This window comes from Pusillimonas noertemannii (assembly GCF_003096595.1).
GTDB classification, from domain to species: domain Bacteria; phylum Pseudomonadota; class Gammaproteobacteria; order Burkholderiales; family Burkholderiaceae_B; genus Pusillimonas; species Pusillimonas noertemannii.
Genome location: NZ_QEKO01000010.1, coordinates 20,462 through 36,289 on the forward strand (window position 1 = coordinate 20,462; position 15,828 = coordinate 36,289).

The window sequence follows — 15,828 nt, forward strand, 5'->3', positions numbered from 1 at the left end:
TGTCAACGCTGAAAGGAAACCATGCAAGCTGCCACACTACCTTTTCGTTCCGGATGGCTATGGATACAAGAAGGAGGCCGGATATTCCGGCGCCAGCCCCTGGCCATGTTTTTCTGGGGCTTGCTGACCAGCCTGCTCATCACCGTGGCTTCGGTCATTCCCATCCTGGGCCAGATGGCCCTTATCGCCGCCACGCCGGTGCTTACCTTCATCACCCTTTGCGCCTGTCGGCATATTTCACAAGGCCGCCAGATGCTGCCGGGCATGTGGTTCGAACCCTTGCGCGACAAAAGCGTACGGCGCCGGCTGTTCCGGCTGGGCCTGGCCTACCTGGCTTGCTGCATGCTGGCGGGCTTTATTGCCACCCTGCCCTTTCTTGACCAGCTCTCGGCCGCGGTGGGCGACGGCAACAATATCGACCCCTCGGCCCTGTTCGACGCCATGCTTCGCCCCCTGATCACCTTTGCCGTGCTGTATGTGCTGATCTCGGCGCTGTTCTGGCATGCACCGGCATTGACCGGCTGGCATGGCATCAAGCTGGTGCAGGCCCTGTTCTATTCCATGGTGGCCTGCTGGCGCAACAAATGGCCCTTCCTGTTGTACGGGCTAAGCTGGGGCGCCATTTTCATGGCGGTGCAATTCAGTGGCGACATGCTGATGTCCATCGGGCTGCCGGCCGGGCTCGTGCAACTGGTCATGGTGCCGGTCAACATTGTCGTCGTCGCGGTGCTGTACTGCAGCTTCTACCCCACCTACATGAGCGTTTTCGGCGTCAACTACGCCACCTTGCAGGGTGAACAGGAAATCGAGGCGGGCGACTGACAAGCCGCTGGCCCGGCCGCGCCTTGCACCGGGCAGGGCCAAAGCCCCTGGCTACACCCAGTCGTGCCAGACCGGCCTCAGGTCGGAAGGCAGTTCGGGCAGGCTGCCCAGGTCGACGTGGCTTTCGCTGGGCGCATGGAAATCCGAACCGCGCGAAACCAGGAAGCCGAAGCGGCGCGCCACATCGGCATACTGACGGTACTGCTCGGGCCGATGGCTGCCCGTCACCACTTCGATGCCCTCGCCGCCCAACTGCCGGAACACATCGAAAAACGCCTCTGCCTGGGTTTCATCGTAGATATAGCGGCCGGGGTGCGCGATAATCGCCCGCCCCCCGGCGCCCACTATCCATTGCACCGCTTCTTCGAGCCTGGACCAGTGAATGCGCACATTGCCCGAACGGCCGTCGCCCAGATAGCGGTCGAAGACTTCTTGCATGGTCTTGCAATAGCCTTGCTCGAGCAGGAAGCGGGCAAAATGCGTGCGACTGAGTAGTTGCGGGTTAGAGGCGTAGCGCAGCGCGCCCTCATAGCTGCCTTCGACCCCCATTTGCTCGAGCCGGACGGCAATCTGCCGGGCACGGTCGGCCCGGCCCGAACGTATCGCTTCGAGGCCGTCTTTCAGGGCCTGATTCTCGGGGTCGACATTGAGCCCCACGATATGGACGGTGCGACGGGCCCAGGTAGCGGAAATCTCGACCCCGGTGACGAAGGGCAGGTCGAGTTCACGGCAGGCCTCGCGGGCCTCTTGCAGGCCCGACAGCTCGTCGTGGTCGGTCAACGACCAAAGCTGCACCCCGTTCTGGGCCGCTCGCTGCGCCAATGCAGCCGGCGTCAGCACCCCGTCGGAAACCAGGGAGTGGCAGTGCAGGTCGGCGTTGAGGGAATGGGTGTTACGAATCATTGAAACCATTGTACCGGCCTTGCGCTACAAGCAGCTGAAGTACGGCGCACGCTCGGCGCATCCGCAAAGAACTCAGCTCAGCTGCATAGAAAGCGCTCTATCGGCGCGATCTGTTCTTCGGTCAGCAAGGTGGGCGCATGGCCGACGCCATGGAATTCCACCAATTGCGCCTGGCCGTTGCGCGCCAGCATTTCGTCGGCGGTTTCCCGGGAAAGCACATCGGACTCTTCGCCGCGCAGCAGCAGCACCGGCAAGGCCAGGCTTTCATAGGCCGACCACAGCATGAACTCGGCCGCCTTCAATGCCGCCTCGTCCTGCAGCGCCATGGGCGCCGCAAGCCGCAGATCGTAGTGCCGAACCCAGCGCCCATCTTGCTGGTTGAACATGTCGCGCGTCAGCCGCTTCCACAAAGCCTGCGAATGCGGACCAAAGCCGGCCGAAACCGACTGCACGTAGGCCACGGCCTCGTCGAAGGTGTCGAAGGAGACGTCGCTGCCCACATAGCCTGCGATGCGGGCGATACCCTGCACGTCGAGGCGCGGCCCGATGTCATTGAGCACGACCTTGCCCAGGCGCACGGTGCGCGCCGCAGGCAGTCCGAACTCGCCCCGCTGCGGCCTTTGCAGGGCCGACATGGCCAGCGCGCCGGCCAGCCCAAGGCCTATCAGGCCGCCCATCGAGGTGCCCAGCCAATCAACCTGCTCTACGTCCAGCCGCGCAACCAGCGTGAGCATGTCGGAAATGTACTGCGGCACGGTGTAGGCGGAAGGGTCGACCAGCCAGTCGGAACGCCCTCGGCCCACCACGTCGGGGCACACCACCCGGTAATGGGACGCGAGCCGGGTGGCCAGTTCGTCGAAGTCTCGGCCGCAACGGGTAAGGCCGTGCACGCAGACCAGCACCTTCTCGTTGCCCGCATCGCCCCATTCCCAGTAGGCCATGCGGTGAACGCCAGACGGGCTGGCACACATTACGTATTCGAGGCGGGGTTCGGTCATGACGGCTTGTTCCGGAAAATTAGGGCCAAAAAAATGGTAACCGATTTTTGTGTGGGGAAAGCCCGCCTTCATCCTGATACGGCAAGGCACGACTGCCCTTCATGTCGGTAACGCCGCTGAATGACTCGTGCTTCAGCGGCGTCGAGGGCATTTCGTCCCCTCGTCGTTGAGCAGCCTAAGGAGCGGATGCCGAGTCCAAGCTCCAGTGCCTTGGCCTGGCCTTGCGGTGCGACTCCACGTCAAGCCCATCGCTTCGCGACCGCAGCGTAATCGCCCCATGCAGGTCAGTGCGCCAGAACTGCGCCCCCGCCCTTTGCCAGCGGCGCTGCACCGCAGGATGCGGATGGCCATAGCGGTTCCAGCGGCCGGCCTGGGCGATGACGTGGCCGGGAGCGGCGTGACTCACGAATACGTCGCCCGATGAGCTGCGCGAGCCATGATGGGCAGCCGCCACCACGTCGATGGGGCCGAACCCGCGCCGCACAAGCTCGCCTTCTTGTGCGGCGGCGATGTCGCCGGTGAGCAGGGCCGAATGATGCCTGCCCCGTATCAGCAGCACGCAGCTTTGCGCATTGCGCAGTTTCGACTGGCTTCCCACCCCCACCGGCGGGGCGGACTCGAGCGGCCAGACGAACTCGAATGCCACGCCGTCGACGGTCCACCGGACCCCTTCATGGCAGCGGGACAATGCCCGGGGCAAAGGTGGCAGGTCGCCGGGCACGCCCAGCAGCGCCGCTTCGCGCTTCAAATAGGCCACGGTATCGAAGGAACTGTATGACTGGCCCACGCCGCGCGCCTCAAGTACGCTGCGCAGTCCGCCCACGTGATCGATGTCGGCATGCGACACGACGAGTACGTCCAGCTTTTTTACGCCCTGGGCGCGTAAAAACGGCACGATGCTGCGCGAGGCGGCATCGGACGCCGGACTGTGGCGCACGCCGGTATCGAACAGCAAGGCGTGGCCTGAAGTGAGCACCAGCACGGCCGCGCCCTGTCCAACATCAAGGGCCACCATGTCCCAGGCGCCCTGGGGAGGCCGCTCGGGGCGCCACAGCAGGGCGGGCAGCACCAGCAGCCATCCCGCCCCGCTCAGGGGCAGGCCGCGCGGCAACAGCGCCACCGCCATGCCGGACAACGCCAGCAGCAGCGTCCACCAAGGCGCCGCGGCCGCATCCAGGCTGGCCACGCTCTGCGATGCCAGCCAATGGGTCGGCACCATCATGAATCGAAGCGCTTCGTGCGCCAGCCCCGAAATGGCGCTGGCCAGCCACTCCAGCCCCGGCACGGCCGACACCGCCGCCAATAGCAGGGACAACGGCGTCACCACCAGGCTGATCACGGGAATGGCATACGCGTTGGCTAGGGGCGAGACGATGGAGATCTCGTTGAACAGCGATGCCAGGACAGGCATGAGGCCCACCGTCACGACGAGCTGCAGCCGGCAGGCCGCCTTCAAGCCTCGAAGAAGCCGGACGCGGGCCGGCACGACATGCGCGGGCGCCTGGGTTCCCAGCCAGTGCCCGCTGGCCAGCAGCACGGCAACCGCCCCGAAAGACAGCCAGAAACCGCTGGCCATCAAGGCCCAGGGGTCCAGCGCCACGACGGCCGCGGCGGCCAGAAGCAGCACGCGCGACGGACCCAGGGGCAAACGGCCCAAATGAGCCGCCGCCAGCACGGACAGCATCAAAAAAGTGCGGCGGGCCGGCACGCCCCAGCCAGCCAGCAGGCAATACAGCCAGGCCACCGCCAGCGCCGCTACGCAAGCGGCCACCTGTGCCGGCACCCGCTCGGCCAGCATGCGGCCGCGCCAGGCCAGGCGCTTCCATAGCCATAGTGTGGCAAGGCCGCCAAGCGCGGCAATCATCGTGATGTGGGACCCGCTTATGGATATGAGGTGCGTGATCGACGTGCGGTTGAATACGGTCCAGTCCTCGGGCGGCACACCGGCCTGGTCTCCAATCGCCAGGGCCAGCAACACTGCGCCATAACGGCTGTCCTGTGTATAAGGCTTCATGGCTTCGCGCACGAAATGGCGCATACGCTCGGCCATCACCGCCAGGCCCGTCCATGGCTCATCGCGCATAAACCGCGGCGTGCCGCGCACATTGCCCACGGCGCGCAGCCCCTGGGCGAAAACGTGTCCCTCATAGTCGAAGCCATGCGGGTTGCTGGCGCCATGCGGCCGGCGAAGATTGAGCGACATGCGCCATACCTGGCCCGGAACCAGTTCTGGAAACGCGTCGGCCCCGGCGGAGGGCTGGCGGTATGGCCCCGCATAGTCCGCCCCATGCCACGCCACCAACACGCGGCGCGGTATGCCTTCGGGTTTCGACGCGAGCACTTCGGCCTCGAACCGCCGGCTGCCCGGCAGCTCGCGGGGCAAGGTGGCTATGCGCAGCACCACCCGGGAAACCTTGTCTTCGTCCTCGACAGACAGCGAATCGGATAATCGATGATCGATATGAAGGCAGACCCAGGCCAGGCCCAGCGCCGTGGCCCACAACGGACCAAGGAGGCCGAGGCATGCGCGGCCGCGTAGGGGCGGCAAGCGCAAGCCGCTCCACCTGAACGCCGATACGGGCAAAGAAGCAATCGACAATGCCGCCGCAGACATGGCCACGGCAAACAGCGAGACGGCAAGCAGGCAGCCCAGCAGCCAGGCCCACTCTGAAGCCGTGGGCGTGCGCGGCAGCACATGCGCCACCCCCGCCGCCGCCAGCCCTGCCAGCAAACTGATCCGCCCCACCATCGCCGTTCATCCAAATCGCCCCATCGTAGGCAGATTCACGGGCCGGCAGGACACAGAAGGGACAGCAAGATCACAGCGGAAGATACGCATGGCGGAAGAAGCGCACGACAAAGCCCGGGCTTGGCCCCGGCCAATTTTGTTATCATTTCCGCCACATTTCCGGAGAAACATTTTGAAAGTCATCATCGTCGGCGCAGGCATCGGCGGCCTGGCCCTGGCCCTCATGCTGCACAAGCGAGGCATTGAATGCCAGGTCTTTGAAAGCGTGCGCGAGCTCAAGCCGCTGGGCGTGGGCATCAACCTGCTTCCACACGCCGCCGGCGAACTGCAGCAGCTTGGCTTGCTGGAAACCCTGCAAGACAACGCCGTGGCCACTTCGGCGCTGCACTACTACAACCGCTTCGGCCAGAACATCTGGCAAGAGGCGCGCGGCCTGGCCGCCGGCTATGCCGTGCCGCAGCTCTCCATCCATCGCGGGCGGCTGCAGCTTCTGCTGGCCGACGCCGTGCGACAAAGGCTGGGCGCCGGTGCGCTGCAGACCGGAATGGCCTTTGAATCGCTGGAGCAAGATGCCCAGGGCGTAACGGCCGTGTTCCGCAATCGCTCGAAAGGCGACAGCCATGAGCAAGTGCGGGGCGACGTGCTGGTCGGAGCCGACGGCATCCATTCGGCCGTACGCAAGGGCTTCTACCCCGAGCGCGATGAATTCCGTTTTTCGGGCCGCATACTATGGCGCGCGGTCACCTACACCCAGCCTTTTCTCGACGGGCGCACCATGTTCATGGCGGGCCACCAGGACCAGAAGTTCGTCGCCTATCCCATCATGGACGAAGCCGCGCCCCAGGGCATGGCGGCCATCAACTGGATCGCCGAGCTCAGCGTGCCCTTCGACGGGCGCGAATACACCGACTGGAACCGGGTGGTCGACAAATCCGTGTTCGCGGCCGAGTTCCAGAGCTGGAACTGGCCCTGGATAGACATTCCCGCGCTGATCGACGGGGCCCCTGCCATCTACGAGTTTCCCCTGGTCGACAAAGACCCCCTGCCGCGCTGGACCCACGGCAAGGCTACCCTTATGGGCGATGCCGCCCACCCGCTGTACCCCATCGGCTCGAACGGCTCGGCCCAGGCGATACTCGACGCCCGCTGCCTGGCCGACAGGCTGCTGGAAACCGTGCAGAAGCGCCATCGCAATGCCGAGGCCGCATTGAAGGAATATGAGGCGGAACGCCTGCCGGCCACCACCGGCATCATCTTGCGCAACCGCCTGAACGGCCCCGAACAGGTCATGCAGCTGGCGCACGAACGTGCGCCCGAGGGCTTTGCGCATATCCACGACGTCATGCCCCAGGAAGAGCTCGAGGCCATCTCAATGCGCTACAAGCGCGCGGCGGGCTTCGATCCTTCGCGTCTCAAGCCCCAGGCCTGAACGAAGCGGCCCCGGGCTCCGTCTCGCACATACGGCGGCCAGCGCCGCCCTGCCCCGCATGGGGAAAGCAGCGCCCCCCTGCGCAAGATCATCCAAGCGGGGCGCTGGCGGCCAGGCAGCGCTCCAGGCGCGGCAAGGCGCGCAGCGCATTGGCCCCCGTCGCCGCCTTTACCTGGCCCACGGTCGTGTCCCGCAACTCGGCCAGCACGGCGGCCACACCCACGACGCACGCAGGCTCGTTGCGACTGCCGCTTTCCAGCCAGGCCGGTGGAATGTCGGGTGCATCGGTCTCCAGCACCAGGGCTTCGATGGGCAGGCGGCTGGCCAGGCGCCGTATCTGCAGGGCACGCTCGAAAGTCATGGCGCCGCCCAGGCCCAGCACGAAACCCTGTTCGATGAACTGCTCAGCCTGCTGGAAGCTGCCGTTGAAGGCATGGCCGATGCCGCCGATGCGTGGCCGCCGGCGCAAGTGCTTCAACAAGATGTCCTGCGAGCGCCGCACATGCAGTATGACCGGCAAGCCGTAACGCAGGGCCAGGTCGAGCTGAGCGGCGTAGAAGAACTCCTGGCGCTCGCGCATCGCGTCGGTCTTGAGTTCCGGAATGAAGAAGTCGAGCCCGATCTCGCCCACGCCCACGAAGCGCGGGTCGTCCAGCGAGGCACGGACCTCGCGCTCCAGCACCTGAAGGTCGTCGTCCGAGGCGCGCGGCACGCAGATGGGATGTATGCCCAGCGCATAGCTGCCGCCGGGAAAAGAATGGGCCAGCTCGCGCACGGCGATGAAATTGGCGCGGTCCACCGCCGGAATGACGATGGCGTCGACGCCGGCATCCCGAGCCCGGTCGATGACGCGCTGGCGGTCATCGCCAAACTCGGCGGCATCCAGATGGCAGTGCGTGTCGATCAACATGAGTGCGTCCTGCGCTGTGTCGGCCGATCTTGCACCTTGCGGCGTGTTGATCAGCCCGGTGTCTGGGCTTCAGTGTCGACCAAGGACCCGTCGTCCATGAACAGCTGGCGATGGGCCAGCGCGGCCAGCGCCGGGTCGTGCGTGACGATGGCAAACGCCGTGCCCGACTCTTGGTTCAATCGTACCAGCAGTTCGAACATGGCCTGGGCCGTATGCCGGTCGAGATTGCCCGTGGGTTCATCGGCCAGGACACAAACCGGGCGCGTAACCAGGGCGCGCGCCAGCGCGACACGCTGCCTTTCACCACCCGAAAGCTGGCCGGGATAATGGCTTGTGCGATGAGCCAGCCCCACCTGCTCGAGCATGGCCGCGGCCTGCTCGCGGGCTGTCTCGCGCCGTTCGCGGCGCACGATCAATGGCATGGCGACGTTGTCCAGCGCAGAGAATTCCGACAGCAGGTGATGGAATTGGTACACGAAGCCCAGGCTGCGGTTGCGCAGCTGGCTGCGGCGCGCCTCGGACAGGCCCTCGGCCGACTGGCCGTCTACCCAGACCGAGCCCGAACTGGGCTGGTCGAGCATGCCGAGCAAGTGCAGCATGGTGCTTTTACCCGACCCCGAGGCCCCCACCACAGCCACCATTTCGCCACGCGCCACGTGCAGGCTGACGTCGCGCAGCACCTCGATGCGCTCTGCGCCTTCGTCGTAATACTTGACCAGGTTGCGGGCGACAAGGACATGATCCGCGCCCGAGGCGCTTGTTGCATCAATCATGACGCAACACCTGGGCGGGTTGCAGCCGCGAGGCCCGCCAGCTTGGATAAACGGTGGCCAGCAGGGACAGCACCAGGGATGTGACGGTGACGATCACGATGTCGCTTACCTCGGGGTTCGATGGCAGTTCGCTGATGAAATAGATTTGCTGCGGCAGGAACTGGATGCCCAGCAGGCGTTCGATGAAGGGCACGATGACGTCGATATTGAAGGCGATGAGCATGCCCAGCCCCACGCCCGCAGCGGTGCCGATCACGCCGATCAGGGCGCCCTGCACCAGGAATATGCGCCCGATCTCGCGCGGCGTTGCGCCCAGGGTGCGCAATATGGCGATATCGGACTGCTTGTCCTTCACGGCCATGACCAGCGAAGACAGCAAGTTGAAGGCCGCCACGGCCACGATCAGGGCCAGAATGAGGAACATCATGCGCTTCTCAGTCTGCACGGCCGCGAACCATGTACGGTTGTTTTCCGTCCAGTCGCGCACCCGCGCATAGGGGGGCAACATTTCGCGCAGCTCTTGGGCCACTTGCGGCGCGCGCTGCATGTCGGCGATGCGCAGGCGCACTCCGCTTACGCCATTGTCGCGGAATACCCTTGCGGCATCCTGCTCGTTGATGAAGGCCATCGAGGCGTCGTATTCGTAGTAGCCCGAAGAAAATATGCCCTTGACCGTGAACTGGCGCATGCGGGGGGTAAAGCCCGCCGGCGAGATCGAGCCCTGCGGCGCCAGCACCAGCAAGGTGTCGCCCGGGCGCACGCCCAGGGAATCAGCCAGGAAGCTGCCCAGGACAATGGCATACGAGCCCGGCTGCAATACGTTCAGTTCGGCGTCGGTCATCTGCCCCGCAATGTCGGACACGGCGGCCTCGCGCTCGGGGTCGATGCCCTTGAGCTGCACGCCGCTTAGCGTCTGCCCCCTTACCAGCATGGCCTGGGCCGACACGAATGGCGCCTCGCCCTTCACCGCCGGATGCTTGCGCGCGTCGGCAGCCAGGTCTTCCCAGTGCTCCAGCACCTGGTTGGGGTCGGCGCCCGGCACAAAGACCTCGATGTGCGGCAGGACCGACAGCATGCGGTCCCGCACCTGGGTCTGGAAGCCGTTCATCACCGACAGCACCACGATCAGGGCTGCGACACCCAGGGCGATGCCGGCCATGGAGGTACCGGCGATAAAGGAGACGAAACGATCCCGGCGACCACCACGGCGGGCGCCGCGCGACACACCGGCATAGCGGGACCCTATCCACAATTCATAAGACATTCTTGCAAGCCACCTTGTTTTTCTCGTCGTTTCGTTTCGGTTTCACGTATAGACACTACAATTCACGCATGCATATCGTACTTCCCGGCGCGCTGCCCGACCCCGAAGCGGCGCGCGCCCTGCTTCCCCACCTGCACGAAACCGCGCCCACCTTCACGGGCTGGCTGTCGCGCTCGCGGGCCAGGCTGCGCACGGTCGACCCGGCTGTGTCGGCTTGCACCGCATTTGAGCACTGGCAGCTCGAACGCGCGGGGTTTCAGCCCGATGCGAAGCAAAATCTTAGCGCAGGACTGGGCCCTTTATGGGCCCAGGACCGCAGCATCGCCCCCGACCAGCCGGTATGGCTGGCAGAGCTGGTGCACATGGCACCCACGCAAACCAGCACGGCCATGCTGGCTTCGGATGTACTGCGCATTACGCCAGACCAGAGTGTAGCCTTGTTCGAATCGGCGCAAACGCTGTTCGAGGGAACAGGTTTCCAACTGCATCATGACGGCGACAGGCGCTGGCGCATCGAAGCTCCCGCCTCTTTCGCCCTGCACAGCGCCAGCCCGGCCCTGGTTGCGGCCACGTCGGTCAACGACTGGTGGCCCCAGCAAGAGGCCGCACGACCCTGGAGGCGCCTGGTCAACGAGATCCAAATGCTGTGGTTCGGCCACCCCGTCAACGCGTCGCGCCAGAACCAGGGCCTGCCGCCGGTCAACGGCCTGTGGCTGTTCGGCGGCGGTCGGGCCGAGCAGCTGCGCAACGCGGCCTTGCCCGAACAGGCTCCCTGCTACGAAGCGCTGCAGGCGCCTTTCATGGCGCAAGACTGGGCGGGCTGGCTGGCGGCGCTCGCCGAACTCGAGGCTCAGGTCTTCCTGCCGCTGCGGCAACAGGGCATGCAGCCTGTGCTGGTGCTTGCGGGCCGCAACCAGTTGGCCACGCTTGAACCACGCACACTGGCGCGCTGGACGCAATGGCTGCCCGGCAGCCGCAATACATGGAGCAAATGGTGGTCGTACCGAAACTAAGCACCCGCACCGCCGACGATGACGCCGCCAAGGCGCTCGAGGCGGCCGGCATCCATCCCCTTCTGTGCCGCCTGTGGGCGGCGCGCGGCGTTCGGGCGGCCGACGAAACGGCCCTGAAATGGGCGGCGCTGATTCCACCCGCCCGCCTCACCCACGTGGACACCGCCGCCGGCCTGCTGGCCGACGCCATCCAGGCCGGCCAGCGCCTGCTGATCATCGCCGACTACGACTGCGACGGCGCCACCGCCTGCGCGGTGGGCATCCGCGCCTTGCGCTCCATGGGCGCCCGCGTCAACTTCCTGGTGCCCAACCGTTTCGAAACAGGCTATGGCCTGTCGCCCGAAGTCGTGGCGCTGGCCGCGAACCATGCCACCGGCAAGCCCGACATGCTCATCACGGTAGATAATGGCATCGCCAGCGTCGATGGCGTGGCCGCGGCCCGTCAGGCCGGCATGCAGGTGCTTGTCACCGACCACCACCTGCCGGGGCCCGTGCTGCCGGACGCCATGGCCATCGTCAACCCGAATCAGCCCAATTGCGGTTTTCCGTCCAAGAACCTGGCCGGCGTGGGCGTCATCTTCTATCTCATGCTGGCCCTGCGGGCCGAGCTTCGCCGCCGCGGCGTCTATCCGGCCGACGGGGGCCCGCGGCTCGACCTGCTTGCCGACCTGGTCGCGCTGGGCACGGTCGCCGACGTGGTCAAGCTGGACAGCAACAACCGCCTGCTGGTTACACAAGGCCTGCAAAAGATACGCAGCGGCCGCATGCAGGCCGGCCTGCGCGCCCTGTTCGCCGTGGCGGGCCGCGAGTGGCGCCAGGCCTCCACTTTCGACCTGGGCTTCGCCCTGGGGCCGCGCATCAACGCCGCCGGCCGCCTGGCCGACATGAGCCTGGGCATCAACTGCCTGATCACCGACGACGAAGGCCATGCCCTGCAGCTGGCGCGCGAACTCGACGAAATGAACCAGCAGCGGCGCAGCATAGAAGGCACCATGCGCGAAGAGGCCCTGCAGGCCGTGCAGCAGGGCCAGCCCACCATCGGCGCCAGTGTCTGCGTCTATCACCCCGACTGGCACCAGGGCGTGGTCGGCCTGGTCGCTTCGCGCCTGAAAGAAACCTACTGGCGCCCCACCCTGGCCTTCGCGCGCTCGGGGCCGGGCGAGCTGCGCGGATCAGGCCGCTCGATACCCGACGTTCACCTGCGCGACGTGCTCGACCTGGTTTCCAAGCAGCATCCGGGCGCCATCCTGAAGTTCGGCGGCCATGCCATGGCAGCAGGCCTGACCCTGCGCGAAGACGCCTACCAAAGCTTCCTTCAGGGCTTTGACGAAGCCGTTCGGCAACTGACGGGACGAGACAGCTTCGAGCCCGTCATCGAGACCGACGGTTCGCTGGAAACGGGCTATGCCAACGCGCAGGTCGCGGGCCTGCTGGCCGAGCAGGTATGGGGCGCGGGCTTCCCCCCGCCCGTGTTCCGCGACGTGTTCCACGTGCATCATCAGCGCCTGCTCAAGGACAAGCACCTGAAGCTGAGCCTCGAGCGGGGCCATCAGCGCTTCGACGCCATCTGGTTCAACCACGCCGAGATGCTTCCGGAACAGATCGACGTAGCCTACAGGCTCGAGCAGAACAGCTGGAACGGCATGGTGTCGGCGCAGCTGATCATCGAGTACGCCTGCCCGGCCTGACCACGAAACGCTGTTTGCGCCGGGTCGGCTCCAGTCGAACAGACGGGACGCTTCGGGGCGGCCTCGGGCAGGCAGGCGTTTGCAGCGGCCCGGGATTTGCTTCTATAGTGGGCAGTAAGCAGATCTCGGGAAACACCAGCCATGAACTACCGCAAATCGCCCGACGTAACCTGGGCGCAAGCCATGAATATGCTCGAACAGGCCGACCGCCTGCACCGCCAGTTCTTCCAGCCTCGCCGCGGCCCGGCCCGGGGCCCCACTTGGGAGCCGCCCGCCGATGTCTTTGAAACCCCCACCCATCTGTCCGTGCTCGTAGCCCTGCCGGGCGTCGCCTCGGACCGCCTGCAGGTACTGATAGACGGCGGCACCCTGCTGGTCGTGGGCGAACGCCCCATGCCCGCCCCCGCATCGGCCCACATACGCCGCATCGAAATACCCTACGGCCGCTTCGAGCGCCGCATCGAGCTGCCTCCCGGCCAATTCGAAATACAGGAATCCTCGCTGGCCAACGGCTGCCTGGTTCTTGCCCTGCGCAAACTGTAGGGCCGGTTCTTTACAGTAAACAGGCCCCAATCGCAAAACCAAGATGGACAGAGCCATGGACACCAAGACATCCGAGCAGCCTCCCGTCGATAAAGCACAAGAACAGCAGCCAGGCGCCGAGGCTCCACCCGAACTCAATATTCCCGACGACGCCCTTATCATCGTTCCCGTCCGCAACCTGGTGATGTTCCCGCAAATGGTGGCGCCAATAGGCATAGGACGCGAAAGCTCGATCAAGGCCGCCCAGGACGCCGCCCGCACCGGCCGCCAGGTGGGCATCGTGCTGCAGCGCGATGCCGAGACCGACGAACCGCTGGGTGTGGACCTGCACCGCGTGGGCACGCTGGCCAGCATTTTGCGCTATGTCACCACGCCCGACGGCAACCACCATTTGATCTGCCAGGGCGAACAGCGCTTCGTCGTCAAAGAGTACCTGCCCGATTACCCCTATCTGGTCGCGCGGGTGCAAAGCTTCGAAGAGCCCGAAACCAGTTCGCCCGACATCGAGGCGCGCATGCTGCAGCTCAAGGCACGCACCGCCGAGATACTGCAGATGCTGCCCCAGGCGCCCGCCGAACTGGCCAACACCGCGGCGGCCATCGAGTCGCCCGCGGTGCTGTGCGACTTCGTGTCGGGCCTCATGGATCTCAAGCCCTCTGAAAAGCAAGACATACTCGAAACCTTCGACCTGCTGCCGCGGCTCGACAAGGTGCTGGGCTTTCTGGTGCACTTTGCCGAGGTGCTTCGCATCAGCCGCGACATCGACAAGCAGACCAAAGAGCGCTTCGAGGACAGGCAGCGCGAAGTGCTGCTGCGCGAACAGCTCAAGACCATCCAGAGTGAACTGGGCGAAACCGAGGGCAATGCCGCCGAAGTTGCCGAGATCGAGACCAACATCGCCAAGGCCGGCATGCCCGAAGACGTCGAGCAGGCCGCCCGCAAAGAACTGCGCCGGCTGCAGAACATGCCCGACTCGTCGGCCGAATATTCCTCGCTGCGCACCTACCTCGACTGGCTTACCGAACTGCCCTGGAACGTCGTCACCGACGAGCGCATCGACATTGCGCAGGCGCGCGACATTCTCGAGGCCGACCATTATGGGCTCGAGAAGATCAAGCGCCGCATCCTGGAATACCTTGCGGTGCGCAAGCTCAACCCCGAAGGCCGCAGCCCCATCCTGTGCTTCGTAGGTCCCCCTGGCGTGGGCAAGACGTCGCTGGGCCAAAGCATCGCCCGCGCTACCGGGCGCAAGTTCGCGCGCCTGGGCCTGGGCGGCGTGCACGATGAGGCCGAGATCCGCGGCCACCGCCGCACCTACATCGGCGCGCTGCCCGGCAACATCATCCAGGCTGTACACAAGGCCGGCGCCCGCAACTGTGTCCTGATGCTCGACGAAGTCGACAAGCTGGGCGGAGGCAGCGTGCATGGAGATCCGGCCGCCGCCCTGCTTGAAGTGCTCGACCCGGAACAGAACGCGACTTTTCGCGACAACTACCTGGCCGTTCCCTTCGACCTGTCCAAGGTGCTGTTCATCACCACCGCCAACGTATTGGACGCTATTCCCGGCCCCCTGCGCGACCGCATGGAGGTCATCCAGCTTCTGGGCTATACCGAAGCCGAAAAAATGCAGATTGCGCAGCGCTATCTGATAAAGCGCCAGCTCGAGGCCAACGGCCTTAGCCGCGAGCAGTGCGAACTGACCGACGAGGCCCTGCGCGCCATCATCCACTCGTACACGCGCGAAGCCGGCGTGCGCAATCTCGAGCGCGAGATAGGCAGTGTCTTTCGCCATGTGGCGATGAAGGTGGCCGAAGGCACGGTGCAACACGTCAAGATCGAAGAAGCCGACCTGCATGCCATTCTGGGCCCGCACAAGCACGAAAGCGAACTGGCCATGCGCACCAGCCTGGCCGGCGTGGCCACGGGGCTGGCCTGGACGCCCGTCGGCGGCGACATCCTGTTCATCGAGGCCAGCCGTTCGCCGGGCGGCGGCCGGCTGATACTCACGGGCCAGTTGGGCGACGTCATGAAGGAAAGCGCGCAGGCCGCGCTGACCTTGCTCAAGGGCAAGGCGGAACGGCTGGGCATCGCGGCCGAGCGCTTCGAGAAAAGCGACATCCACGTACACGTGCCTGCGGGCGCCATTCCCAAGGACGGCCCCAGCGCGGGCGTGGCCATGTTCGTGGCCCTGGCCTCGCTGATGATGGACCGTCCGGTGCGCTACGACCACGCGATGACGGGCGAAATCAGCCTGCGCGGGCTAGTGCTGCCGGTGGGCGGCATCAAGGAAAAGGTTCTTGCCGCGCTGCAGGCGGGCATCCGCACGGTGTTGCTGCCTGCCCGCAACGAGAAAGACCTCGAAGACATCCCCCAGGAAGCGCGCGATCAGTTGCGGTTCGTGTTTTTGGAGAATGTCGAGCAGGCGATTGATGTAGTGCTGGAAGAAGGAGCCACGCTGGCCGATTGAATCGGCTTTCGGTTAATTGAACGGCTGATTCTTGGTTTTTAAGCCGATGCGCTTTGAGATTGGACGTTTGTCATTTGGGCTCTTAAACCGGCGCGCTGCGGGGGCAGTATTGGGGGCGCCGGAGAGCTTCGGCCGGCTTTGCCGGCTACCCTCGCACCCTATCATTTTTGGGGCGCCCGCAAAACTCGCGCGGTGTACAGCCCCCCGGGCTGTACACACCCGTCGCGCTCGAACAGTTGCGGGCTTGCCTCCCCAAAAACGACAGGGTG

At 65.4% G+C, this 15,828-nt stretch carries 12 protein-coding genes; 6 read left to right on the forward strand and 6 right to left on the reverse strand.

Going from position 1 to position 15,828, the window contains the following annotated elements; genetic code table 11:
• Positions 1-21: 21 nt before the first annotated feature.
• Positions 22-822 carry a BPSS1780 family membrane protein gene (locus C7440_RS18655; RefSeq protein ID WP_243410974.1) on the forward strand — a complete coding sequence of 267 codons (801 nt, stop codon included), beginning with the start codon at positions 22-24 and terminating at the stop codon, positions 820-822.
• Between the two features lie 51 nt (positions 823-873).
• On the opposite strand, the gene C7440_RS18660 is transcribed toward C7440_RS18655, so the two are convergent.
• From C7440_RS18660 to C7440_RS18670, 3 genes are all read right to left on the reverse strand, one after another.
• On the reverse strand, positions 874-1,725 hold the full coding sequence (locus C7440_RS18660; RefSeq protein ID WP_116519565.1) for a 3',5'-nucleoside bisphosphate phosphatase: 852 nt from the start codon (positions 1,723-1,725) through the stop codon (positions 874-876).
• Positions 1,726-1,802: 77 nt separating this feature from the next.
• Positions 1,803-2,723: an alpha/beta fold hydrolase gene (locus C7440_RS18665; RefSeq protein WP_165832645.1), complete on the reverse strand. Its 921-nt coding sequence runs from the start codon at positions 2,721-2,723 to the stop codon at positions 1,803-1,805.
• A 175-nt stretch (positions 2,724-2,898) separates the two neighbouring features.
• A complete protein-coding gene (locus C7440_RS18670; RefSeq protein WP_116519516.1) occupies positions 2,899-5,472 on the reverse strand; it encodes a DNA internalization-related competence protein ComEC/Rec2 in 2,574 nt (857 codons plus the stop codon).
• 172 nt (positions 5,473-5,644) lie between these two features.
• On the opposite strand from C7440_RS18670, the gene C7440_RS18675 reads away from it, so the two are divergent.
• A complete protein-coding gene (locus C7440_RS18675) occupies positions 5,645-6,901 on the forward strand; it encodes a flavin-dependent oxidoreductase (RefSeq protein WP_116519517.1) in 1,257 nt (418 codons plus the stop codon).
• An 88-nt stretch (positions 6,902-6,989) separates the two neighbouring features.
• On the opposite strand, the gene C7440_RS18680 is transcribed toward C7440_RS18675, so the two are convergent.
• The 3 genes from C7440_RS18680 to C7440_RS18690 are packed head-to-tail and all read right to left on the reverse strand — an operon-like array spanning position 6,990 to position 9,848.
• Complete coding sequence (locus tag C7440_RS18680; protein ID WP_116519518.1) at positions 6,990-7,811, reverse strand: TatD family hydrolase; 822 nt, start codon at positions 7,809-7,811, stop codon at positions 6,990-6,992.
• Between the two features lie 50 nt (positions 7,812-7,861).
• Positions 7,862-8,584, reverse strand: coding sequence for a lipoprotein-releasing ABC transporter ATP-binding protein LolD (gene lolD / locus C7440_RS18685; protein WP_116519519.1), 723 nt, complete (start codon positions 8,582-8,584; stop codon positions 7,862-7,864).
• Positions 8,577-9,848, reverse strand: coding sequence for a lipoprotein-releasing ABC transporter permease subunit (locus tag C7440_RS18690; RefSeq protein ID WP_116519520.1), 1,272 nt, complete (start codon positions 9,846-9,848; stop codon positions 8,577-8,579). Before C7440_RS18690 ends, lolD begins: the two co-directional genes overlap by 8 nt.
• A gap of 68 nt (positions 9,849-9,916) precedes the next feature.
• On the opposite strand from C7440_RS18690, the gene C7440_RS18695 reads away from it, so the two are divergent.
• The 4 genes from C7440_RS18695 to lon all read left to right on the forward strand — a co-directional run bounded on the left by C7440_RS18695 (position 9,917) and on the right by lon (position 15,559).
• Positions 9,917-10,861 carry a hypothetical protein gene (locus C7440_RS18695; protein ID WP_116519521.1) on the forward strand — a complete coding sequence of 315 codons (945 nt, stop codon included), beginning with the start codon at positions 9,917-9,919 and terminating at the stop codon, positions 10,859-10,861.
• The gene (gene recJ / locus C7440_RS18700; protein ID WP_165832647.1) at positions 10,843-12,549 is read left to right on the forward strand and encodes a single-stranded-DNA-specific exonuclease RecJ; all 1,707 of its coding nucleotides are present in this window, start codon (positions 10,843-10,845) and stop codon (positions 12,547-12,549) included. The genes C7440_RS18695 and recJ overlap by 19 nt, the downstream gene beginning before the upstream one ends.
• A 141-nt stretch (positions 12,550-12,690) precedes the next feature.
• The gene (locus C7440_RS18705) at positions 12,691-13,092 is read left to right on the forward strand and encodes an Hsp20/alpha crystallin family protein (RefSeq protein WP_017525120.1); all 402 of its coding nucleotides are present in this window, start codon (positions 12,691-12,693) and stop codon (positions 13,090-13,092) included.
• A gap of 55 nt (positions 13,093-13,147) precedes the next feature.
• Positions 13,148-15,559, forward strand: a complete 2,412-nt coding sequence (gene lon, locus C7440_RS18710) for an endopeptidase La (protein ID WP_116519523.1) — start codon at positions 13,148-13,150, stop codon at positions 15,557-15,559.
• The last annotated feature ends 269 nt before the right edge of the window (positions 15,560-15,828 follow it).

What these genes read in the sequence shown, in the direction of transcription:
- C7440_RS18655 (WP_243410974.1), top strand. Translation starts at nt 22, where the DNA reads ATGCAAGCTGCCACACTACCTTTTCGTTCCGGATGGCTATGGATACAA.
- C7440_RS18660 (WP_116519565.1), bottom strand. Translation starts at nt 1,725, where the DNA reads ATGATTCGTAACACCCATTCCCTCAACGCCGACCTGCACTGCCACTCC.
- C7440_RS18665 (WP_165832645.1), bottom strand. Translation starts at nt 2,723, where the DNA reads ATGACCGAACCCCGCCTCGAATACGTAATGTGTGCCAGCCCGTCTGGC.
- C7440_RS18670 (WP_116519516.1), bottom strand. Translation starts at nt 5,472, where the DNA reads ATGGTGGGGCGGATCAGTTTGCTGGCAGGGCTGGCGGCGGCGGGGGTG.
- C7440_RS18680 (WP_116519518.1), bottom strand. Translation starts at nt 7,811, where the DNA reads ATGTTGATCGACACGCACTGCCATCTGGATGCCGCCGAGTTTGGCGAT.
- lolD (WP_116519519.1), bottom strand. Translation starts at nt 8,584, where the DNA reads ATGATTGATGCAACAAGCGCCTCGGGCGCGGATCATGTCCTTGTCGCC.
- C7440_RS18690 (WP_116519520.1), bottom strand. Translation starts at nt 9,848, where the DNA reads ATGTCTTATGAATTGTGGATAGGGTCCCGCTATGCCGGTGTGTCGCGC.
- C7440_RS18695 (WP_116519521.1), top strand. Translation starts at nt 9,917, where the DNA reads ATGCATATCGTACTTCCCGGCGCGCTGCCCGACCCCGAAGCGGCGCGC.
- C7440_RS18705 (WP_017525120.1), top strand. Translation starts at nt 12,691, where the DNA reads ATGAACTACCGCAAATCGCCCGACGTAACCTGGGCGCAAGCCATGAAT.
- lon (WP_116519523.1), top strand. Translation starts at nt 13,148, where the DNA reads ATGGACACCAAGACATCCGAGCAGCCTCCCGTCGATAAAGCACAAGAA.